This window comes from Pseudomonas sp. CVAP#3 (genome assembly GCF_018986375.1).
In the GTDB taxonomy this organism is placed as follows: Bacteria; Pseudomonadota; Gammaproteobacteria; order Pseudomonadales; family Pseudomonadaceae; genus Aquipseudomonas; species Aquipseudomonas helvetica.
The window spans coordinates 16,266-38,197 of sequence record NZ_JAHMSC010000026.1; the positions used below are offsets into that span (position 1 = coordinate 16,266).

The 21,932-nt window shown below is 59.4% G+C and carries 15 protein-coding genes and 1 pseudogene; 5 read left to right on the forward strand and 11 right to left on the reverse strand.

Annotation, left to right across the window (positions count from 1 at the left end):
- Positions 1–41 precede the first annotated feature (41 nt).
- Complete coding sequence (locus KRR23_RS27285) at positions 42–560, reverse strand: Hcp family type VI secretion system effector (protein ID WP_216744957.1); 519 nt, start codon at positions 558–560, stop codon at positions 42–44.
- 352 nt (positions 561–912) lie between these two features.
- Positions 913–1,431 (reverse strand): Hcp family type VI secretion system effector, encoded by a 519-nt coding sequence (locus tag KRR23_RS27290; protein WP_216744958.1) that lies wholly within the window; start codon positions 1,429–1,431, stop codon positions 913–915.
- 123 nt (positions 1,432–1,554) lie between these two features.
- Between KRR23_RS27290 and KRR23_RS27295 the strand changes: the two genes are divergently transcribed.
- Both KRR23_RS27295 and KRR23_RS29225 read left to right on the forward strand, forming a co-directional pair.
- Entirely contained in the window at positions 1,555–1,728 is a 174-nt protein-coding gene (locus KRR23_RS27295; RefSeq protein ID WP_216744959.1) for a hypothetical protein, read from the forward strand.
- A gap of 96 nt (positions 1,729–1,824) precedes the next feature.
- Positions 1,825–1,982 (forward strand): annotated as a pseudogene (locus KRR23_RS29225) (thioredoxin TrxC); the annotation flags it as partial.
- A 155-nt stretch (positions 1,983–2,137) separates the two neighbouring features.
- Here the strand turns inward: KRR23_RS29225 and KRR23_RS27305 are convergent.
- The 6 genes from KRR23_RS27305 to KRR23_RS27330 all read right to left on the reverse strand — a co-directional run bounded on the left by KRR23_RS27305 (position 2,138) and on the right by KRR23_RS27330 (position 12,094).
- Positions 2,138–2,776, reverse strand: a complete 639-nt coding sequence (locus KRR23_RS27305; RefSeq protein ID WP_216744960.1) for a hypothetical protein — start codon at positions 2,774–2,776, stop codon at positions 2,138–2,140.
- 335 nt (positions 2,777–3,111) lie between these two features.
- Positions 3,112–3,471 (reverse strand): hypothetical protein, encoded by a 360-nt coding sequence (locus KRR23_RS27310; RefSeq protein ID WP_216744961.1) that lies wholly within the window; start codon positions 3,469–3,471, stop codon positions 3,112–3,114.
- Positions 3,472–3,532: 61 nt separating this feature from the next.
- Positions 3,533–4,996, reverse strand: coding sequence for a protein adenylyltransferase SelO (selO, locus tag KRR23_RS27315; protein WP_216744962.1), 1,464 nt, complete (start codon positions 4,994–4,996; stop codon positions 3,533–3,535).
- Positions 4,997–5,054: 58 nt separating this feature from the next.
- On the reverse strand, positions 5,055–8,402 hold the full coding sequence (mscK, locus tag KRR23_RS27320; protein ID WP_216744963.1) for a mechanosensitive channel MscK: 3,348 nt from the start codon (positions 8,400–8,402) through the stop codon (positions 5,055–5,057).
- Between the two features lie 34 nt (positions 8,403–8,436).
- Positions 8,437–10,179, reverse strand: coding sequence for a potassium/proton antiporter (locus KRR23_RS27325; RefSeq protein WP_216744964.1), 1,743 nt, complete (start codon positions 10,177–10,179; stop codon positions 8,437–8,439).
- Positions 10,180–10,468: 289 nt separating this feature from the next.
- The gene (locus tag KRR23_RS27330) at positions 10,469–12,094 is read right to left on the reverse strand and encodes a methyl-accepting chemotaxis protein (RefSeq protein WP_216744965.1); all 1,626 of its coding nucleotides are present in this window, start codon (positions 12,092–12,094) and stop codon (positions 10,469–10,471) included.
- A gap of 274 nt (positions 12,095–12,368) precedes the next feature.
- On the opposite strand from KRR23_RS27330, the gene KRR23_RS27335 reads away from it, so the two are divergent.
- From KRR23_RS27335 to KRR23_RS27345, 3 genes are all read left to right on the forward strand, one after another.
- On the forward strand, positions 12,369–12,599 hold the full coding sequence (locus KRR23_RS27335) for a hypothetical protein (protein WP_019691434.1): 231 nt from the start codon (positions 12,369–12,371) through the stop codon (positions 12,597–12,599).
- Positions 12,596–12,898 carry a cell division protein ZapA gene (locus tag KRR23_RS27340; RefSeq protein WP_145018461.1) on the forward strand — a complete coding sequence of 101 codons (303 nt, stop codon included), beginning with the start codon at positions 12,596–12,598 and terminating at the stop codon, positions 12,896–12,898. Before KRR23_RS27335 ends, KRR23_RS27340 begins: the two co-directional genes overlap by 4 nt.
- 100 nt (positions 12,899–12,998) lie before the next feature.
- Positions 12,999–14,936, forward strand: coding sequence for a methyl-accepting chemotaxis protein (locus KRR23_RS27345; RefSeq protein ID WP_216744966.1), 1,938 nt, complete (start codon positions 12,999–13,001; stop codon positions 14,934–14,936).
- A gap of 71 nt (positions 14,937–15,007) precedes the next feature.
- Here the strand turns inward: KRR23_RS27345 and KRR23_RS27350 are convergent, their stop codons facing one another.
- The 3 genes from KRR23_RS27350 to putA all read right to left on the reverse strand — a co-directional run bounded on the left by KRR23_RS27350 (position 15,008) and on the right by putA (position 21,902).
- The gene (locus KRR23_RS27350) at positions 15,008–15,763 is read right to left on the reverse strand and encodes a hypothetical protein (RefSeq protein ID WP_216744967.1); all 756 of its coding nucleotides are present in this window, start codon (positions 15,761–15,763) and stop codon (positions 15,008–15,010) included.
- A gap of 124 nt (positions 15,764–15,887) precedes the next feature.
- Positions 15,888–17,690 carry an acyl-CoA dehydrogenase gene (locus KRR23_RS27355; RefSeq protein WP_216744968.1) on the reverse strand — a complete coding sequence of 601 codons (1,803 nt, stop codon included), beginning with the start codon at positions 17,688–17,690 and terminating at the stop codon, positions 15,888–15,890.
- 258 nt (positions 17,691–17,948) lie between these two features.
- Positions 17,949–21,902, reverse strand: a complete 3,954-nt coding sequence (gene putA / locus KRR23_RS27360) for a trifunctional transcriptional regulator/proline dehydrogenase/L-glutamate gamma-semialdehyde dehydrogenase (protein WP_216744969.1) — start codon at positions 21,900–21,902, stop codon at positions 17,949–17,951.
- Positions 21,903–21,932: the final 30 nt, after the last annotated feature.

Below are 21,932 nucleotides of genomic sequence, written 5' to 3' on the forward strand. Positions count from 1 at the left end.
ACCAGCAGATCTGGCCGATGTCTTGAAACGGTCGGCCAGACTTAGCCAGCGACCGGGGAGCGCCAGTCATCGGAACCCGAAGTACCGGAGACTTCGTGGGTCCAGGTGATTTTGCGGTAGGTGAACTCTACGTCTTCCAGGTGAGTGAAGTGCGAGTTCGCCGGGTCTTGGCAGTTGTGCATGTAGTCTTTGATGTCGACGATGATCGCGTCTTCAAGCTTGGTGGTGAAGTAGTGCTCCTGGGTGCCGGCAGCCGAAGTGCGGTACCACTTGATTTCGATAGAAGTCAGACGCTCGCCGGAAGTCAGGGCAGCCAGCAGCAGTGGCGAGGACTTGTCGAAAACCTTGGTGATTTTTACTGGCTTGTGAACGCGCTGGCCGGTGGGTTGGCCGGACTGCGGGTCACGCGGGATGATCACTTCGTGGCTGAAACCCTGAACCATGACCTGGTCTTCGTGACCTTCCTGGTAGGTGTTGCCAATCGAATCAGCGGTGAATGCACCGGCAGTGATCAGGCCTTGTTTGGTGCCAGTGATGGACATATACGCTGGTGTAGCCATGGATGCTCTCCTTGCTAAATAAATGAGGGTGCCCGGGAGGCGAAATCGCCCGGTGGGTACTCCTACATCTCAAGCTTCGTGCCATGTAGTACATTTCGCATATAAATCAAGTAGATATGCGTTGCCAGCGTCGGACTTGCCCTGTTTTGCTGTAGGAAAAGTCGCTAATGTGCGCAAGAAGTTGCACAGTGCTGCGCAACTTCTTGCGCACTTGGCTACAGGCCTTGTGTGGTGTGGCCTGGAGCAGGATGGGGTGGTGTTTTTCAGAAGGTAAGTGCGCAACTTCTTGCGCACTTGGGTTTTTGGATGCCATTAGCAACGCTGGCCGCTGCAACGAATCGGTGGTGCAGCCTTAGCCTGGGATTGGAACACGCCAGTCATCAGAACCGGATGTATTGGAGATGACATGCTCCCATGTGATTTTGCGGTAGCTGAAGTACACATCTTCCAGGTGAGTGAAGTGCGCGTTGCCAGGATCCTGGCAATTGGGCATGCGCGACTGGATCTCTACGATGATGGCGTCTTCGAGGGTGGTGGTGAAGTAGAGCTCCTGAGTACCAAGAGTTGAGGTTCGGTACCACTCAATGTGGCATTCGGTCATTTGCTCGCCGCTGGTCAGGGCCGCGAAAAGCAGTGGCGAGGACCTGTCGAAGATTTTGGTGATCATCAGGGGTTTGTGAACGCGTTGACCGGTTGGCTGTCCGGACTGCGGGTCGCGAGGGATGATGACCTGGTGACTGAATGCCTGAACCAGAATCTGATCTTGATGGGCGTCCTGATAGACATTCCCTACCGAGTATCGAGTGAGGTTGCCCTCAGTGATGAATCCTTGCGTGGCGCCTGATAGGGACAGATATGCGGGTGTTGGCATGAATGGTTTCCTTGCCTGATCAATCGAAGGTATCCGGGAGAGGAAAATCGCCCGATGCACACCTGATAGTGATCAAGCTTCATGCCACTTAAATTTAATCTATAAAAATCAATAAGTTATAGTTTGTCTAAAGCTGATATCGATAAATTTTCAAGAAAAGTGCGCAAGTTCTTGCGCACCACAGCGCAAGAACTTGCGCAGTGCCTTGAAAGCCATACAGGCGATGCTGCGAGCCTGATCAAAAGCCGGTTATCCACAGGCATGCTGCGCAAGTTCTTGCGCATCATGGCCATGTGACTGCCTGTAGTGCCGGCTTCAGAACGGCGATAGAAACCTTTATCTGACCGCCCTCAAGACGAACAGCTGATCTCCAGATGCTTGCCCCACTCAGGCGGGCGCTGCAAATCAGAAGTCCTGCTGGGCAAACCCTTTGAGCTGACGCAAGGCGATTACGCCGGTGTTCGAGCAAGCGGCGGGGCAGTTGGCGGGCAAGTGTCGGTTGGCCAAGCTCGACAGCGAGGCGCTCGGCGGGGATGCGATTGAGGTCGTTGCAGTGGGGGCAGGGGATGAGCAGTAGCTCGGAAATGCGTGCAGCTCCACAAAAAACGATAAGAAGTAGGGTAAGTGGTGGCGCGCGGGCGAATATCAAGTTGCCGGGGACATTCGCTGGAATGGTTGGCGCACGCTGTCAGGATCGCGCGCGGAGTTAGTGAGCCTGCTCGAACAGGGCATTGCTTGGCAGTAACGAACCCAGTGTCTTCAGGTAGCTCTCCAGCAGGTGTTCTGGCAGATAAACCTCGAACATGTCATTGCGGTCAGCCTGATAGGCGATAACCCGGTTATTTTGGCGGTCGATTAGCACGCGTTGACAGGTGCTCCAGGGTGCCGAGATTTTCGAGCGCGTGTTGACGTCCAATCCCAACCAAGAGCGTGGACCTATCAGGGTCACTGCGACGGGCAGTGCGAGCAACCAGGCCAGTGGCGGGTTGTCGAGTATCAGAACAAAACTCAGTAGAGGGACGCCGATCTGCAGCAGTTCAAGGATCCGGCCTGCATGGTTCGGGACGGCCAAATGCTGCAGGCACCAACCATTACCGGTGTGGATGCTGTAGTGATAGGTGATTTTGCGGTGAACCACCATGGTCCACAGGTAACCGGTGATGAACAGCCAGGCCGCGCCAAAGCCAGTGCTGAACAGCACGGACTTTGCCTCACAGCCGGGTGCGCTGAAGTGGTCTTCATAGAGGCCGTTTGTCAGGGAGACGACTCCGAGCAGCATCAGCAACGCCATCGTGATATCCCATGCACCGGTCGGTCGTGTTTGAACGTTGATCGACCAGCTCATGAGCGCGGACTCAGTCGAGTCCGATCCTTGTGCAAGGAAGTCGTTTTTGCCGCCGTTGCTCATCACTCCGATACCTCGTCTTGGTTAGAAAGGGGCATCGTTGTAGCAATGGACGTTTGAGCGTCTTCGGCATGAGGCCGACGTTGGCGAATCCGCCGTAACATGTTGATGCCGTAAGCAATGCATAGCCCGCCACTGGCGTAAGCCACGAAACCACTTGAACTTGAAGCGATACGCCCAAATGCCGCCGATGAAAATCGCCAGTGACAGCACTTGGAGCAGCATGATGCCGATTGACAGCAATCCTTGCACGGGAACGTCCTTGTCGCGTGTTGTTACGGGGTGGCAGGAGGGGGGGTGTATAAACTCATGAAGCAATCGTGCTCGGCGTAATACCTGATTGCCTTGAGCAACTCGACGTCTGTTACCGAGGGTTTGTGCTGCAGTGCACTCATCACCACATCTTCGAGCAAGTCGTCACTGAACCAGAACTCAAGACCCTGGCGGATGACAAAGTCCGGATAGATTTCTTCGTCGTTGTCGGTGATTTGCGGAAAGGCTTCGATCACGCACACGGTTTGCAAGGTGATGGTGCTGGAATCCTGAGTGCCATAGACACAGAAATGCAGGGTTTTTTCCTGTTGTCTGAGAAGTCCGATCAGTTCTCCGATGCTGAGATGCTGTTGGTAATGCATGGAACGTCCCTGTTCATTTTTGGAGTAAACATTTAGCTGGCCGGTCGGTACTTGACGGGTTTCAAGACGAACAACTGATTTCCAAATGCTTGCCCCACTCCGGCGGCCGCTCTGCATAACTTTCCATCCCAGGTTGTTCCTCGAACGGCTTGCTCAGCACTGCATGCAGGCGGCGGACCTCGGCATAGTCGCCACTCTCCGCCGCATCGATCGCTTTCTGCGCCAGATAGTTGCGCAGGATGTAGAGCGGGTTGACCGCGTGCATGCGGGCGCGGCGCTGTGCTTGATCGCTGTTGCCGTCGCGGGCGACACGTGCGCAGTAGCGCTCGGCCCAGGCATCGAAGCCCTTGATGTCGACGAAGTCGTCGCGCAAGCGGGTGACGGCAAGCTCGGCGGCTTGATCGCCCAAACGGCGGAAAAACAGGCTGTAGTCGACGCTGCTGTTTTGCATCAGTTGCAGCAGGTTTTCGACCAGTTGCTGGTCGTCTTCTTCGCCAGTGGTCAAGCCGAGGCGACGGCGCATCAGGTCCAGGTAATGAGCCTGATACAGCGGGAAGTACAGGCCGAGGGTTTCGCGCAGGGCTTTGACGCTGATGAACGGTGTCAGGGCCTGGGCCAGTGCGCTGAGGTTCCATTGGCCGATCGGCACTTGATTGCTGAACGAGTAGCGACCCTGATCATCGGAATGGTTACAGATGAAATTGGCGTCAAAGTCGTCGAGGAAGGCAAACGGGCCGAAGTCGAACGTGACGCCGAGGATCGACATATTGTCGGTGTTCATCACCCCGTGGCAGAAGCCATAGGCCTGCCATTTGGCGATCAGCTCGGCGTTGCGCTCGACGACTTCGCGGAACATCGCCAGGTACGGTGCAGGCGCTTCCAGGCACTCGGGGAAATGCATCGCCAACACGTGCTCGCCGAGGGCTTTCTGCTGTTCGGGCCGTTTGGTGTAGTAGAAGTATTCGAAGTGCCCGAAGCGCACATGGCTCGCCGCCAGGCGCAGGACCATGGCCGCGCGTTCCTGTTTCTCGCGCCAGACCGGGGTGTTCGAACCGATGACGCACAGTGCGCGGGTGGTCGGGATGCCCAGTGCGTGCAACGCTTCGGACGCCAGAAACTCACGAATCGACGAACGCAACACCGCCCGGCCATCGCCCATGCGCGAGTACGGTGTTTGCCCGGCACCCTTGAGGTGCAAGTCCCAGTGTTCGCCGGCCTCGTTGTAGACCTCGCCCAGCAGCAGCCCGCGACCATCGCCCAATTGCGGGTTGTAGGAACCGAACTGGTGCCCGGAATAGACCATCGCCCGCGGCTCGGCTTCTGCCCACAGCGTGTGACCGCTGAACAATTCGGCGAACACTGGCGTTTCGGCAACGCTTGGGTCGAGGTCAAGCAGGGCCATGGCCGCAGGGCTGGCAACCACCAGTCGCGGTTCGCCGATGGGCTCAGGCAGTACATGAGTTGAGAGCGCGTCGCCCAGGCGGGCGAAGCGGTTGTCGAAGGTCAGTTCGTCGAGGGCTTTCAACGGCCATCTCCAGCAGAATGTCCGAGCATTCTGCTGGGGAATGGCGCGTGGCGTCCAGTCAGTCGAGATGCACCGACGGTGGCTCGGGTGGAGTCTTGCCTTTATCGGGAGACGTGGCGGGTTTGACCGCATCGCTGGTCAGCAACAACTGTTCCTGGCCTGTCAGGTTTTTCAGGTGGATATCCACCTGACGGAAAGCGATGTTGATGTCGTGCTTCTTGAACTCGCTGTTGATGAACCGGTTGATTTCATCGAGTGCCGGGTTACGGTCGCCGAGGTCGCGCACATGAATACGCAGCTCGTGATCCAGGGTGCTTTCACCAAAGTTCAGGAAGTACACCGAGGGCGCAGGGTCCTTCAGCACGCGCGGGTTTTCCATGGCCGCTCTGAGCAACAGGGTGCGTACCAGCTCCAGATCCGAATCGTAGCCGACACCCAGCTTGAGGGTGACCCGGGTCACGGTGTCGGTCAGCGACCAGTTGATCAGTTGCCCGGTGATGAACGTCTTGTTCGGGACAATGATGTCCTTGCGGTCGAAGTCGGTGATGGTGGTGGCGCGGATGCGGATTTTGCTCACCGTGCCTGACAGGTTGCCGATGGTGATCGTGTCGCCGATCCGCACCGGGCGTTCGAACAGGATCATGATCCCGGAGATGAAGTTGGCGAAGATCTCCTGCATACCGAAACCCAGGCCGACCGAGAGCGCGGCCACCAGCCATTGCAGTTTGTCCCAGCTCACGCCGAGGGTCGACAGGGTGGAAACGAAACCCACACCGGCAATCACATAGGTCAGCAGGGTGGTCGTGGCGTAGGCACTGCCCTGAGCCAGGTCTAGCTTGGACAGCACCAGCACCTCGAGCAACCCCGGCAGGTTTCGCGCCAGGGCTACGGTAATACCGATGATGATCAACGCCCCGAGCATGTCGCCGATGCTGATCGGCACCATGCTCATGTTGGCGCCGACGCCGCTGGTGTATTCGTACAATGTGATGTTGTCCAGGTACGAGAACACCGAGATCAGGTCTTTCCAGACCCAATACAACGCAGCGATGAAGCCGCCGAGCAAGGCCAGACGGATCAGGCGCAGGGACTGTTCGTTGACTTTCTCGATGTCCAGTGTCGGCTCTTCGACGACCGCTTCACCGTCGCCGGCTTCCTTGGCGGCCTGGCGTTTGGTCAGGGCGCGCTGGTAGGCCAGGCGCCGCGCCGCGACGGCCAGACCGCGCACAAAGGTGGCTTCGATGATTAGCCAGAACATCAGCAGGTACAGGGTGTTGATCAACCGGTCGCTGAGTTTCAGTGCGGTGTAGAAGTAGCCAAAGCACACGGCGATAAACAAGGCGATCGGCAGCACAGTGAATAGAACGCCGACAGCTTTGCGAAACAGGGAGGCGCTGTTATGGGTCGGACTGTTGATCAGCAGGCGGCTGAGCAGCCAGGCCATCAAGGCGTAGCAGGTCAGCACCACGGCGATGCCGATTACGTCGTCCGTCAGGGCCGCCGGTTGTAATTCGGCCACTGCCACCACGGCGACCAGCGCCAGTACGACCAGGCCAAGACGGCGGATCCAGCCGCGGAGAAACTCCACCTGCGGTCTTTCCCAGCGAAAGTGCAGTTCCGCCACCCCACCCGGTGCCAGGACCCGGTACGCGGTGTAGAACACCAGCCACGCTTGGGCAATTTGCAACAGGGCGGCGCCGAGGTTGGCGTTTTGCCCGCGGGCGTCGATCTGCAAGGCGAAACCGCACAGGGCCAGGGCCAGGGACACCGGCATTGCCAGCAGCACGTTGATCAGGATCGCCTGTGGTGTGTGCCATTGACTGTCACGTTTGAAGTGACCGATGTCCTGGTGCACCTTGTTCAGTCGCGCATAGAGGTACTTGCGCCGCCAGACCAGGAAGCCGATCAGCAGCACCAGCGGCAGAAACAGCAGTGGCCGCTGGGTTAGCCCGTCGGCCAGCTCGCTCAGGCTCGAAGCCCACGGCAGAGTGACGACCTGTTTCTCCAGGCGGTCCGGCACGCCGCGCATCCATTCGAAATCCAGCGGCTTGTTGCTGGGAATCCAGAACATCTGTTCGTCGAGGGTCGCGCGCAGGTTCTGAGCGGTAGTGAGCAACTGTTTCTGGTTCAGTTGCAGGGTGATGGATTCGTTGAGCAGCGCACTCAGTTCGCGGCTCAGGCGCTCCAGCAGGTCGGCGCGGGTGACAGCCAGGTCCAACAGGTTCTTGCGCAGTTGCGGGGTGACCTGATCGGGTGGCTGGCTCGCCAGCAAGTTATCCACATAGGCGCCGGGCGTGCTGATCAGCTCGCGTTGTTGATTGACCTCGAACTGGTACAGGCGAATGTCGGCGATGTCATTGGCCAGGTCCCGGTCAAGCTTGAGGCGGGGCAAGGCCTGCTTTTGTTTGTAGAGGATCTTGGACAGCAACAGACTGCCCTTGAGTACGCTGATCTGCTCGTCCAGCGCGGCGTCGCTTTGGGTCACGCTGTCGAGTTGTTGCTTGGTCTGCAGGTTCTGCTGGGTCAGTTCGTTGAGACGGTCGGTGCTTTTGAGCAGGTAGTCGGAGAGCTTGAGATTGGCGGCGCTTTCGGTGGCCAGCAGATTGCTGCCGCCAGCCTTTTGCGCTTCGATCGATTGCTGGGTCACCGTCTGTTGAGACTGGGCCAGGCGCTTTTGGTTGATCAGGGTTTGCAGGTCCTGGATCTCCCGCTCCATCCGTGCGGTTTTTTCCAGCAGCAAGTCATGTTGGCTGCTGCCCAGGTCCTGCAGTTGACTGTTGCCAGCCAGTTCCTGACGACGCAGCGGGATCAGCGCATTCAACGCGGCCAGCTCGGCGTTGAGGGTGTCGCGTTGTTCATTCGTCAGGGCTTTGCCGTTGTCTCTGCCCAGCTTGAGGATGCCGTTGATTTGCAGGATCCGTGTCTGGCTGGTGCTGATCTCGGCCTGGGCGCGCTCGGGGCGGGTCTGGGCGGTGATGATCAGGCTGTTGGCATCGGCCAGGGCTTTTTGCAAATCGCTTTGCTGGGTGCTGCGCTCAGTCAGCATCTGCTCGAGTTGTGGCACCGACAGGTTGGCGTAACGTTGCTCGACCGGTACGGCTTTGCTGGCCTTGAGGCGCTCCAGCTCACGCTGGTTTTCGATGTTCTGCTTGGGTGCCGTGCTCAGTTGCTGCTTGAGGTTGTCCAGGCGCTTTTCATAATCGTCGCGGTTGGACAACTGGGTCAGCGTCTGTTGCAGCACCAGTTGCAGGGCTTTTTGATCGGCCTCGGGCAGTTTGCGCTCGGCGATCTTGTCCAGGCTCTTCTGGACAGACTCGGCGGACGGTGGTTCGGCCGCTTGCAGGGTGCCGACGGAGAGACTCAGCCCTAGCAGGGCAATAGCTAAAAATGTGCGCAAAGTTGGCATAGAGACCGATCGAAAACGTAACGAAAAAAGGAGTTTAGAGGAACAATCCGGGGCCTGGGCGACTTCCTTCGGGGAATCTGACGCCCACTTTGGCGATCTTGTTCCCGTCCATGACCGCGACGGTCCAAATGGTGTTATTCCATTCCACCTGGTCGCCGACCACCGGAGCACCGCCGACTTTCTGGGTGATGAAACGACCCAGCGGCATGTCCGGATCGACCCCTTCGAGTTGCAGCCCGTACAGCGCTGAAACCGCGCCCAGCTGGGCGTCGCCTTCCAGAACGAAGTCGCCGAAGAAGCGCAAATCGAGACCTCGTTGGGGTGCCTGGCTGAAGAGCTTCCCGAGTGCCGGCAGGTTGTGTTCATGGCCGATAACGCAGAGCAAATCGCCAACTTCGAGCACCGTACTACCCGACGGATGGAGCAGTTGCTGGCCACGAAACAGCGCCGCGATACGCGTGCCTTCGGGCATTTTCAGCTCGCGAAGGGCGGCGCCGATGCACCATTTTTCCGCGCCAAGGCGATAAACGAACAACTCCCACTCGCTGGTGACATGCACTTCGAGGGCAGCCCGGGAGATCGGCGCGGGTTCAGGCGGGACAGTCACCTTCAGCAGCTTGGCGACCCACGGCAGGCTGGTGCCCTGCACCAGCAGCGAAACCAGCACGATGAAGAACGCGAGGTTGAAATACAGCTGGGCATTCGGCAGCCCGGCCATCAACGGGAACACCGCCAGAATGATCGGTACCGCACCGCGCAAGCCAACCCAGGAGATAAAGGCCTTTTCGCGCCCATGGAAAGCCTTGAACGGCAGCAGGCCGACCATCACCGACAGCGGACGCGCAAACAGAATCATCCACAGCGCCAGGCCGAGGGCGGGCAGGGCGATGGGCAGCAAGTCGTGAGGTGTCACCAGCAGCCCCAGCACCAGGAACATACCAATTTGTGCCAGCCAGGCCATGCCGTCGAGCATGTGCAGAATGCCGTGGCGGCTGCGCACCGGACGGTTGCCGATCACCAGGCCGCACAGGTACACCGCAAGAAAGCCACTGCCGTGCAAGGCGTTGGTCAGGGCGAACACCACCAGACCGCCAGCGATCACCAGAATCGGGTACAGACCGGCAGCCAGGTGGATTCGATTGACCATTTGCAGCATCAGCCAACCGCCGCTCAGACCGATGATTGCGCCGATGCCGAACTCGCGGACCAGGTGCCCGAGCAGGCTCCAGTGCAGACCTGTCTGGCCGCTGGCGAGCATGTCGATCAGGGTGACGGTGAGAAACACCGCCATCGGGTCGTTGCTGCCGGATTCGATTTCCAGGCTGGCGGTCACCCGCTCGTTCAGGCCTTTGCCACCCAGCAGCGAGAACACCGCCGCGGCGTCGGTGGAGCCGACGATGGCACCGATCAGCAGGCCCTGGATCAGGTTCAGGTTGAACAACCAGGCGGCGGCCATGCCGGTCAGCACGGTGGTGATCAGCACCCCGACCGTGGCCAGCGACAATGCGGGCCACAACGCCACGCGGAAACTCGCGACCCGGGTGCGCAACCCGCCGTCGAGCAGGATCACGGCCAGCGCGAGGTTGCCGACCAGATAAGCGGTGGGGTAGTTATCGAAGATGATGCCGCCGCCGTCGACGCCGGCAGCCATGCCCACGGCCAGGATGATCACCAGAATCGGGATCCCGAGGCGGGACGAAAGTGAGCTCACCAGAATGCTCGCACCTACCAGCAACGCGCCGATCAAGAACAGGCTGTTGATGGTCGTCGCATTCAATGGCAGTACTCCAGAAAGCTAAAGGCGGGCGCAAACTGACCATGCAGTCTGCGTGCCAGCGATTCTAACCTGTTGAAATGTGATGCTGTCAAAAAGCTTTTGACGGCGATCGACCACAACCCCTTTGGTCGGGCGCGATCACTGTGGCGAGGGAGCTTGCTCCCGCTGGGGCGCGCAGCGGCCCCAAAACAGACGCTGCGGTCTTCCAGAAAAAACTCATCAGCAATTTTACGGCTGCTGCGCACCCGAGCGGGAGCAAGCTCCCTCGCCACAGGGTATTCAGTGACTGTTAAAGGCTAAACCGCCCAACCATATTGTTCAGGTCCAGCGCCAAACGCGACAGCTCGTTGCTGGCGGCGCTGGTCTGGTTGGCGCCAGTGGCCGACTGCACCGACAGGTCGCGGATGTTCACCAGGTTGCGGTCGACTTCACGGGCCACCTGGGCCTGCTCTTCGGCGGCGCTGGCGATCACCAGGTTGCGCTCGTTGATTTCGACGATGGCGCTGTTGATGGTGTCCAGCGACAGGCCGGCACCACGGGCGATGTTCAGGGTCGATTCAGCGCGCTCGGTGCTGTTGCGCATCGAATCAACGGCGTGTTCGGTACCGCTCTGGATGCTGCCGATCATGCGTTCGATTTCGCTGGTCGATTGCTGCGTGCGATGCGCCAGGGCGCGAACTTCGTCGGCCACCACCGCAAAACCGCGACCGGCTTCACCGGCTCGTGCAGCTTCGATGGCGGCGTTCAGTGCCAGCAGGTTGGTCTGGTCAGCCAGGCCGCGAATCACGTCCAGCACCTTGCCGATGTCGCGCGACTCGTTGGCCAGATCGCCGATCAGGGTGGCAGTGCTCTGTACATCGGCGCTCATGCGTTCGATGGCGCTGACGGTTTCCTGCACCAGGTCACGGCCGTCACCGGCAGAAGTGGTGGCGTTTTTCGACGCTTCGGAGGTGCTCACCGCGTTGCGCGCAACTTCTTCCACGGCGCTGGTCATTTCGTTGACGGCCGTTGCGGCTTGCTCGATTTCGTTGTTCTGCTGAGTCAGGCCACGGGCGCTTTCGTCGGTGACGCTGTTCAGCTCTTCGGCGGCGGAGGCCAGCTGAGTCGCCGAACCCGAGATCCGCTGCAGGGTGTCGCGCAGTTTTTCCTGCATCTTCAACATGGCCTGCAACAAGCGGCCAGCTTCGTCGCTACCGTCGACGATGATCGGCCGGGTCAAATTACCCTCGGCGATTTCTTCGGCGGCGCTCAGTGCCTTGGCGATGGGCTGCGTGATGCTGTTGGTCAGCAGCCAGGCAAACAGCAGGGTCAAACCCGTGGCGATCACCAGCAGGGTCACTACCAGATTGAAGGCGGAGGAATATTGGTCGGCGGCTTTCTGGTTGAAGTCGGCGGCTTGATCGTTGTTGATCTCCACCAGGCGGTTCAGAGTGGTGTTAATCGCATCGGAGTTGGTCAGCAATTCGGTATTCAGAAGCGTGCGCAGTTCGTCGAGTTGGTTATTACGCGACAGCGTCTTCATCCGGTCTTCAATCTGGCGGTATTGACCCAGCAATTGCACGTACTGGTCGTAGGCCGCGCGTTCCTGAGGGCTGCTGATCAGTTTTTCATAGGCGGTCTGCGCCGTACGGATCTGCTGGTTGCGGGTGTCGAGCAACTCTATGGTTTTTTGCTGGATATCCGGTTCGCGGTTGACCAGCAGGCGATAGGCCAGAGTGCGCTGGCGCAGGCCGATTTGAGTGAACTCGTCCAGGGCCTTGATACTCGGCACACTGTTCTGAACGATGTCTTCGCCGGCAGCGCGAATCTTGCTCATCTGGTTCAAGGCGAACACACCCAGAATCAACATCAGTGCGCCAATCAGGGTGAAGCCTGTGAACGCCCTAGGGGCGATATTCATATTGCGAAGGGACATGGTGTTCACCGTAAAGCGCGCATTGGCACGAGTCTGAGACGAGGTATGTATGACTTATCGGTCATACGACTAAAGTCTTGAGCCGCTGTGCGCTTTTGCCGCAGATCAGTCGTACTGACGAGCTGTCAGGAACCAGAGCGGACAAACGCAGTCTTTAAAACTCGCAAGCAAGGTTGCCGCCAGGGAAATCAAGGCTTTACGCCTGAATAACCCTGGCGCCAGTGGTGACTTTTCTTTATCGTACGCGCCCTTTGAAAATGCTCGGAAAATCAAAATGTTGGAAGCATCCCTAAGCCAATTGGAACAACTGGTCAGCGATCTGGTGCAACAGAACCAGGAGCTGCTCGGCACGAACGCAACACTGAGCGCAGAACTGGCCCAGGCCAAGGATGAAAACGAAAGCCTGCAACTGAGCCTGATGGAACAGGAAGAGAAACAGGGCGCTACCGTCGCGCGCATTCAAGCGCTGGTTGAGCGCGTGAGCGCAGGTCCTGTGAACGCATGAGACACGGTGCCGACGGGATAAAAGTCGTCTCGATTCTTGGGGAAGACTATTCGATCAAGGCGCCGGCCGGGGAAGAGCAGACCCTGCTGGACGCCGCATTAATGTTGAAAGCGGTGCTGGCCGAGACCAAAAAGAAATACCCGACCCTGATCGGGGACAAACTGCTGGTGCTGACGGCAATGAACCTGTGCTCGCAGCAGCTCGACATGCAGAAACGTCATCAGCGGGAACTCGACCGTTACCAAGAGCAAGTCAGCGCCACGGTTGAAGTGATTTCGAAGACGATCAATCAGGCTTGATCAGCTTGCGCACAACCAAAGAGTAGATTGTCGATTTAGTTGTATACAATCGGCATGGCTGTTGCAGTAGTTTTTGCCTCTTACTCTTTGGGGGTGCTTCATGCAGTTCTGGCGACGCAGTATTCAATGGCAGTTGATCCTCAGTATGGGCACCGCCCTGCTGGTCAGTATTCTGATCGTGGTCGGCATTTATACCCTGGTGGTCAACCGCCTCGCCCAGCGCTATCTGGTCGAGCAAGCGCTGCCGTCGAGCATCGAAGCGATGCGCAACGACATCGAGCGGATTCTGGTCCAGCCGCTCACCGCGGCCAAGGACATCGCCAGCAACAGCATGGTGCGCGAGTGGTTGGCCGAAGGAGAAAACGCCGACCGGGCCAGCGGCTTCGTCAGCTACCTGGAAGGTATCCGCGCCGAGCATAAAGCCTTTACCGCGTTGATCGCAGGCACTGCGTCGGGCCACTACTTCACCGAAAAAGGGCTTGATCGGACCCTCAGTCGATCCAATCCCGCAGACGCCTGGTTCTACGCCTTCCTCGACGGCAACCAGCCGCGCACCCTCAATATCGACAACGATACGGCGACCGGCGAATTGGCCTTGTTCATCGACCTCAAGGTCTCGCAGGGCGGTAAAGTCGTGGGCGTTGCCGGGCTGGGCCTGAGCATGAAGGAACTCTCGGAGCTGATTCACAACTTCAGCTTTGGCGAGCGCGGGAAGGTCTATCTGGTGCGTTCCGACGGGTTGATCCAGGTCCATCCCGAGGCCGGGCTCAGCAACAAACGCCAGCTAGCCGAACAGATCGGCGACTCGGCAGCGCAAGCGGTGATGGGCCATCAAGGCCCGACCAGCAGCGGCTTTGTGCGCGATGGTGAAGATTATCTGGCCCTGAGCCTGCCATTGCGCGATCTGGGTTGGACCCTGGTGGCCGAAGTGCCGCAATCGCAAATTTACGCCGAGGCCCGACACGCGATGTGGCTGACCAGCGCCATCGGTTTGGGCGTTGCGCTGGTGTGCCTGTTATTGGTGGTGTTGCTGGCTCGCGGTCTGGTTCGGCCGATCCGGCAGGTAACAGCGGCACTGGTAGCGATTGGTAGCGGTGGTGGCGATTTGACCCACAGGTTAGATTCCAGTCGCGCCGATGAGCTGGGTGACCTGGCTCGCGGCTTCAACCGTTTCCTTGAAAATCAACGCAATATGATCGGCGAAGTGCTGACCACCAGCGAGCGTTTGCGCACCGCCGTCGGGCAAGTCGCGCGAGTGGTGGAGAACACCGCCGAGCGTTCCGGTCGGCAGCAGGAAATGACCGACATGGTCGCCACCGCTGTGCACGAGATGGGCCTCACCGTACAGGAAATCGCGCAGAACGCCGGCAACGCGGCGGTCGCCTCACAAACGGCCCGCGATGAAGCGTTGCAGGCGCGAGAGGTCGTCGGCGGTTCCATTCGGCATATCGAAAGCATGTCCGATGAAATCGGCATTGCCGCCAGTGCCGTCGGTGAGCTGGCGACTCAGGTAGCGTCCATTGATCAGGTGCTGGCGGTGATTCGCGGGATCTCCGAACAGACCAATTTGCTGGCATTGAACGCAGCGATTGAAGCGGCGCGGGCCGGAGACATGGGCCGGGGCTTTGCGGTGGTGGCGGATGAAGTGCGGACACTGGCGCGCCGTACGCAATCGTCCACCGATGAAATCCAGCAGATGATCGGCAGCCTCAAGCAGGGCGCGGAGAATGCCGTGTCGTCGATGCACTCCGGGCAAGCGGCAACCGGTACCGGCGTCGAGTCGAGCCAGCGCACCGGGGCGTCGTTGACCGCGATTACCGGGCAGGTCGAACGCATCAGCGACATGAACCATCAGGTGGCGACGGCTACCGAAGAACAGTCGGCGGTGACTGAAGAGATCAACCGCAACGTGCAGGGGATTTCCGATCTGGCGCGGGCTACGGCGGGTGAGGTGAGGGCGTGTCGTGAGGATTGCCAGACGTTGCAGCGGTTGGCGGATGATTTGGCGCGGCAGATGGGTGGGTTTCGGTTGAGCTGAATTTCTACTATCTGGCACATACAGTCTGATCGAGGGCGCGACAATAGCTTGGCGCGCTCTCGGATCACTGGTTACAAATCGGAGACATTTGGCGTGACCAAAAGCTCCTTTCCATAAACCTTGAAATTGTTAACGGTATCAATATAAAAAACTCGCTTTTCCAATACTGTCCAGGAACTCTGGGTATCGATATAGATGTCGCCAGCGGTCATTGACCTGAATATTTCATCGCGGTTGAACAACCGGTTACCAATTTGGGTGTCGCCATCAGTTTTGACGGTTATGCGATAACCGTTTTCGGCTTGCCAGCGATATTCTTTGCTTGTAACTGTGCTGTTGCGGCCACCTCTTATCTTGTCACCCACTCTGCACGACTGAATGAATTCGTCGTGGGTGAGATGTACGTAAGGGTCTACACCTACTGTGTCTATTGCAGCAGGGGTACCGTAAACAACGGATCGCCACTGGTTGTCAGAGATGAGCTCATAGTCCTTGTACGTAATGAGGTACTGCCACTCATACCGGTCATCGACCGAGGCGATCTCAAACATTACCTTGGCAGTAGTTTCTGCACTGTCCGTAGCATGCTCGGTTGTCTGGTCGGTTGCGCTGAGGCGTCCTCTCTCAATAGTGATCAGAGACCTTTCGTTGGAAGGTCTATGATGGTTTTTGGCATTGACGATGTATTCGAACCCATCGGAGTCGATCCAGAGCGTTCCGACCCTTTGAGGCGTGCCTGAAATGGATGCCAGAATGCAGTAGTCACGGTCGACAAGTCCTGGGATTTTGATGATTTTCTCTGCGTTAACAATTGGGCTGTTCATCATGAGCGCTCATTCAGGAGTATGAGGCGGACAGGCCTTGTCCGTCGTTGCCGAGCAAACTTCACGTCGGACAATGAGCCTATCGAATCAATGCTGAATGCACACCTGTCAGAAATAACAGGTGAACTCAGAACCACTCATCCTGCATGCTCTGGCACGTATCATCCCGCGCCTCTAGAATCGCCAGTTCATGATGACAACCCGGCACTTCCCACGTCAGGAAATACCGCGCCGCTTGCAGCTTGCCTTTATAGAAGCCGATATCCGCCGCATTGCCCTTGGCCAACCCTTCTTCTGCGCGGATCGCCTGTTCCAGCCAGCGCCAGCCGATCACCGTGTGGCCAAAAACTTTCAGATACAGCGCCGAGTTCGCCAGACTGCTGTTGACCTTGCCTTGGCCCAGATCTGTCAGCAGGCCGATGGTCACGGTTTGCAGGCGTGCCACCAGTTTTTCCAGCGGCTCACGCAGTGGCGTTAATGATTCGTACGCATGGGCGCGTTTGGCGGTATTGGCGATCAGTCGGATCAACTGCTTGAGCCCGGCACCACCGTTTTGCGCCAGTTTGCGACCCAGCAGGTCCAGCGATTGAATGCCGTGAGTGCCTTCGTGGATCGGGTTCAGGCGGTTGTCGCGGTAGTACTGTTCCACCGGGTACTCGCGGGTGTAACCGTGGCCGCCGAGGATCTGGATCGCCAGTTCATTGGCCTTCAGGCAGAACTCTGACGGCCAGGATTTGACGATCGGCGTCAGCAGGTCGAGCAATTCATGGGCCTGTTTACGCTCGGCTTCGGTCTCCAGCGTGGTGGTGTCGTCGAACAGTCGTGCGGCATACAAACCGAGGTCGAAGGCGCCTTCGACGTAAGCCTTCTGGGTCAGCAGCATGCGTTTGACGTCGGCGTGCTGAATGATCGAGACCGGCGCTGTGTTCGGGTCCTTGCTGTCTGGCAGGCGACCTTGCGGGCGCTCGCGGGCGTATTCCAGCGAGTACAGGTAACCGGCGTAACCGAGCATCACTGCGCCCATGCCGACGCCGATTCGCGCTTCGTTCATCATCTGGAACATGCAGCTCAGGCCTTGGTGCGGCTTGCCCACCAGGTAGCCGACACACTCGCCGTTATCGCCGAAATTCAACGCGGTGGAGGTGGTGCCACGCCAGCCCATCTTGTGGAACAGCCCGGCCAGCAACACGTCGTTGCGCTTGCCCAGGCTGCCGTCATCGTTGACCAGGAATTTAGGCACGATAAACAGCGAAATGCCTTTCACCCCGGCCGGTGCATCCGGCAGCTTTGCCAGCACCATGTGCACGATGTTTTCCGACAGCGGGTGGTCGCCGCCGGAGATGAAGATCTTGTTGCCCTTGAGTCGGTATGTGCCATCGGCGGCCGGCTCGGCGCGGGTGCGGATGTCCGACAGCGAGGAGCCGGCGTGAGGTTCGGTCAGGGCCATGGTGCCGAAGAAGCGGCCGTCGATCATCGGTTGCAGGAAGCGCCGTTTCTGCTCATCGCTGCCGAAGCTTTCAATCAGGTTGGCCGCGCCCATGGTCAGGAACGGGTAGGAAGTCGTCGCGGCGTTGGCTGACTGGAAGTGCGCGAAGCAGGCTTGCGACAGCAGCGTCGGCAACTGCATGCCGCCGGCCTCGAAACTGCGTGCGGCGTTGAGAAAGCCAGCTTCGAGGAATGCATCCACCGCAGGTTTCACTTCCGGAATCAGGATCGCCTTGCCGTCTTCGTAGCGCGGTTCGTTCTCGTCGCCCTTGCGGTTGTGCGGGGCAAAGAACTTCTCGGCAAGGCTGCGCGCCGTACCAATGGCGGCGTCGAACGTCTCGCGATTGTGCTCGGCGAAACGCTCGCGCTGGGTCAGGCCCTCGGCATCAAGGACTTCATACAGCTCGAAAGCCAGATTGCGGGAACTGAGCAACGTCTCGGACATGGCGGCCTACCTATATTGGAATGGACCGAGTCTAGGCGCGGGGAGAGCGGGCTGAACAGGATGATTGATGTGGGTGATGGAGGGGCAGAACAACGGCTTAGCGGGCGCCATCAATCAAATGTGGGAGCGGGCTTGCTCGCGAAGACGGACTGACAGCCAACATCTATGTTGAATGTGCCGACCTCTTCGCGAGCAAGCCCGCTCCCACAGGGATTTGCATACCGGGCGCCCATTGCAGGCACCCGGTCGTATTGCGGTTTAACCGATGGTCATCAAGCTGGCATTACCACCCGCTGCAGCGGTGTTGACGCTCAGCGCGCGCTCGATCACCAGGCGTTCCAGCGCAATGTTGGTTTCGCCCTGCGACAGGCCCTGAACCCCAATGATCGCGCCAGCACGCTTGGCCACTTGCTGGCAGACCGCGCGCAACTGGTCGGAGTGGCCGTGATGCAGGACTGCATCGAACACCACTTCATCCTTGTTCCAGTCGGCGACCAGCTTGATGCGCGCTTGCACGTCTTTCGGCAGGCGAGCCAACAACGCTTTGCTCAGTTCACCTTCCGGCCACACCGCCGAGCCGCCCACGGCCAGTACTGCAGCCAGTTGGCTCAACAGATCACTTTCGACTTCCGCCAGGCACAGCACGTGTTCACGCGGCAGGATGGCGTAGCTGTTGCGCTCGCCTGTCGGGCCGTTCAGCGTACGGGTGATACCGCTTTGCGATTGTGTGGCGAACTGCGCGCACAACGCGCTCAGTTCAGTCAGCTTGTGGCTGTCGGCCCAGGTTTTCAGGGCGGTCAGCGGTTTGCTCATGGCGTCACGCAGACGCACATCCGGCGCGCTCAGGGTATCGCCGCGAGCGAAGGATTGTTCGATCGCGTCGGTAGGACGCGTCGACAGCAAGCGGTACAGGTACAACGGACCACCGGCTTTCGGGCCGGTACCCGACAGGCCTTCGCCACCGAATGGTTGCACGCCGACCACGGCACCGACGATGTTGCGGTTGACGTAGACGTTACCGGCGTTGACGTTGTCGATCACCTTGGCGATGGTTTCGTCGATACGGGTGTGCACGCCCAGTGTCAGACCGTAGCCGGAAGCGTTGATCTGCCCGATCAGTTGATCGATGTCTTTGCGCTTGTAGCGCACCACGTGCAGCACCGGGCCGAAGATCTCCCGCTGCAATTCGTCGAAGCTTTCCAGCTCGATCAGGGTTGGCATGACGAACGTGCCGCGCTTGCATTCTTCCAGGTCGGCGATGGCGACCTGGTAGACGTTGCGACCTTTGTCACGCATGGCCTGGATGTGTTTCTCGATGCCGGCCTTGGCTTCGGCATCGATCACCGGGCCGATGTCCACGGACAGGCGCTCAGGGTTGCCGAGGCGGCATTCAGCCATGGCGCCTTTGAGCATTTCGATCACGCGGTCGGCGGAATCTTCCTGCAAGCACAGTACGCGCAGGGCCGAGCAGCGTTGGCCGGCGCTGTCGAAGGCCGAGGACACCACATCAATGACCACTTGTTCGGTCAGCGCCGAGGAGTCGACGATCATCGCGTTCTGGCCACCGGTTTCGGCGATCAGCGGGATCGGACGGCCCTGGCTATCCAGACGACCGGCGACGTTGCGTTGCAGCAACCGCGCGACTTCGGTGGAGCCGGTGAACATCACGCCTTTGACCCGATCATCGCCAACCAGGCGGGCACCGACGGTTTCGCCACGGCCCGGCAGCAGTTGCAGCACGCCTTCGGGAATCCCGGCTTCGAGCAGCAAGCGCACGGCTTGAGCGGCGACCAGCGGCGTTTGTTCCGCAGGCTTGGCCAGGACCGGGTTGCCGGCGGCCAGTGCGGCGGCGACTTGACCGCTGAAAATGGCCAGCGGGAAGTTCCACGGGCTGATGCACACCACCGGACCCAATGGGCGGTGGGCGTCGTTGGTGAAATCGTTGCGCGCCTGCACCGCGTAGTAACGCAGGAAGTCCACGGCTTCGCGCACTTCGGCAATGGCATTGGCGAAGGTTTTGCCGGCTTCACGAGCCAATAGGCCCATCAGCGGCTGAATCTCGCCTTCCATCAAATCGGCGGCACGTTCGAGGATCGCGGCGCGCTCGGCGGGCGGGGTGGCCTGCCAGATCGGAGCAGCGTTCAGTGCGCACTGGATGGCGTTGTCGACGTCGGTGACGGTGGCTTCTTGCACATGACCGACCACGTCGCGCAGGTCCGATGGGTTCAACACCGGTGCCGGTGTTTCGGCGCTGGCGGCGCAGCCCAGCATCGGCGCGGCTTTCCAGTTGTTGTGGGCAGTGGCCAGCAGGGCGCATGACAGCGATGCCAGGCGATGTTCGTTGGCCAGGTCGATGCCGCTGGAGTTGGCGCGCTCGCTGCCATAGAGGTCACGCGGCAGTGGGATACGCGGGTGCGGCAGACCGAAGCCGCCTTCCAGCGTGGCCATCTGCTCGATGCTGCTCACCGGATCGGCTACCAGCTCCTGAATCGAGATCGACTGGTCGGCGATACGGTTGACGAACGAAGTGTTCGCGCCGTTTTCCAGCAGGCGACGTACCAGGTACGCCAACAGGGTTTCGTGAGTGCCGACCGGCGCGTACACGCGGCACGGACGGTTCAGCTTGCCTTCGGAAACCTTGCCTACAACCTGTTCGTACAGCGGTTCGCCCATACCGTGCAGGCACTGGAACTCGTACTGGCCGGGGTAATAGTTCTGACCGGCAATGTGATAAATCGCCGACAGGGTATGGGCGTTGTGCGTGGCGAACTGCGGGTAGATAACTTCCGGTACCGAGAGCAGTTTGCGCGCGCAGGCGATGTAGGAAACGTCGGTGTACACCTTGCGGGTGTAGACCGGATAGCCTTCCAGGCCTTCGACCTGGGCGCGCTTGATTTCGCTGTCCCAATAGGCGCCTTTCACCAGACGGATCATCAGGCGATGACGGCTGCGGCGAGCCAGGTCGATCACGTAGTCGATCACGTACGGGCAACGCTTCTGGTAGGCCTGGATCACGAAACCGATGCCGTTCCAGCCGGTCAGTTGCGGCTCGAAGCACAGGCGCTCGAGCAGATCCAGCGACAGCTCGAGGCGGTCGGCTTCTTCGGCGTCGATGTTCAGGCCGATATCGTATTGCTTGGCCAGCAGGGTCAGCGACAGCAGGCGCGGGTACAGCTCGTCCATCACGCGCTCGTACTGGGCACGGCTGTAACGCGGGTGCAGGGCCGAGAGCTTGATCGAGATGCCCGGGCCTTCATAAATGCCACGACCGTGGGAAGCCTTGCCGATCGAGTGGATGGCTTGCTCGTAGGACGCGAGGTATTTCTGCGCGTCATGTTCGGTCAGTGCGGCTTCACCGAGCATGTCGTAGGAATAGCGGAAGCCTTTGGCTTCGAACTTGCTGGCGTTGGCCAGGGCTTCGGCGATGGTTTCGCCGGTGACGAACTGCTCGCCCATCAGGCGCATGGCCATGTCGACGCCTTTGCGGATCATCGGCTCGCCGCTTTTGCCGATGATCCGGCTCAGGGACGAAGTCAGGCCTGCTTCGTTGTGGGTGGCGACCAGTTTGCCGGTCAGCAACAGACCCCAAGTAGCAGCGTTGACGAACAGCGACGGGCTGTTGCCCAAATGTGGCTGCCAGTTACCGGTGCTGATCTTGTCGCGGATCAACGCGTCGCGAGTGCCCTTGTCCGGGATGCGCAGCAGCGCTTCGGCCAGGCACATCAGCGCCACGCCTTCCTGGGACGACAGGGAAAACTCCTGCAACAGGCCCTGAACAATACCTGCACGGCCGCCGGCGCTCTTCTGATTGCGCAGTTTTTCAGCAATCGAGGCGGCAAGCTTGTTAGTGGCTTCGGCCATTGGTGCCGGCAGGCGAGCCTGCTCGATCAGCATCGGCACCACTTCCGGCTCCGGACGACGGTAGGCGGCGGTGATCGAGGCGCGCAGTACCGATTGCGGAAGGATGCTTTCAGCGAATTCGAGGAAGCACTGATGGGCGTGATCGACGTGGACCTCGGCGCCTTCATCGGCTTCGGAGCGGGTCAAGCCGCTCAGCTCGGTCAGGGTTGCACCACCCTCGAGTTTTTCCAGGTAATTGAAAATCGCCTGTTTGATCAGCCAATGCGGCGTGCGATCGATCGAGGTCGCGGCGGCTTTGAGGCGCTCGCGGGTCGGGTCATCGAGTTTGACCCCAAGGGTGGTGGTAGCCATATTTTTATCCTCATGTTTGCCACGACTGCG

What these genes read in the sequence shown, in the direction of transcription:
- KRR23_RS27285 (WP_216744957.1), bottom strand. Translation starts at nt 560, where the DNA reads ATGGCTACACCAGCGTATATGTCCATCACTGGCACCAAACAAGGCCTG.
- KRR23_RS27290 (WP_216744958.1), bottom strand. Translation starts at nt 1,431, where the DNA reads ATGCCAACACCCGCATATCTGTCCCTATCAGGCGCCACGCAAGGATTC.
- KRR23_RS27305 (WP_216744960.1), bottom strand. Translation starts at nt 2,776, where the DNA reads ATGAGCTGGTCGATCAACGTTCAAACACGACCGACCGGTGCATGGGAT.
- KRR23_RS27310 (WP_216744961.1), bottom strand. Translation starts at nt 3,471, where the DNA reads ATGCATTACCAACAGCATCTCAGCATCGGAGAACTGATCGGACTTCTC.
- mscK (WP_216744963.1), bottom strand. Translation starts at nt 8,402, where the DNA reads ATGCCAACTTTGCGCACATTTTTAGCTATTGCCCTGCTAGGGCTGAGT.
- KRR23_RS27330 (WP_216744965.1), bottom strand. Translation starts at nt 12,094, where the DNA reads ATGTCCCTTCGCAATATGAATATCGCCCCTAGGGCGTTCACAGGCTTC.
- KRR23_RS27335 (WP_019691434.1), top strand. Translation starts at nt 12,369, where the DNA reads ATGTTGGAAGCATCCCTAAGCCAATTGGAACAACTGGTCAGCGATCTG.
- KRR23_RS27340 (WP_145018461.1), top strand. Translation starts at nt 12,596, where the DNA reads ATGAGACACGGTGCCGACGGGATAAAAGTCGTCTCGATTCTTGGGGAA.
- KRR23_RS27345 (WP_216744966.1), top strand. Translation starts at nt 12,999, where the DNA reads ATGCAGTTCTGGCGACGCAGTATTCAATGGCAGTTGATCCTCAGTATG.
- KRR23_RS27350 (WP_216744967.1), bottom strand. Translation starts at nt 15,763, where the DNA reads ATGATGAACAGCCCAATTGTTAACGCAGAGAAAATCATCAAAATCCCA.
- KRR23_RS27355 (WP_216744968.1), bottom strand. Translation starts at nt 17,690, where the DNA reads ATGTCCGAGACGTTGCTCAGTTCCCGCAATCTGGCTTTCGAGCTGTAT.
- putA (WP_216744969.1), bottom strand. Translation starts at nt 21,902, where the DNA reads ATGGCTACCACCACCCTTGGGGTCAAACTCGATGACCCGACCCGCGAG.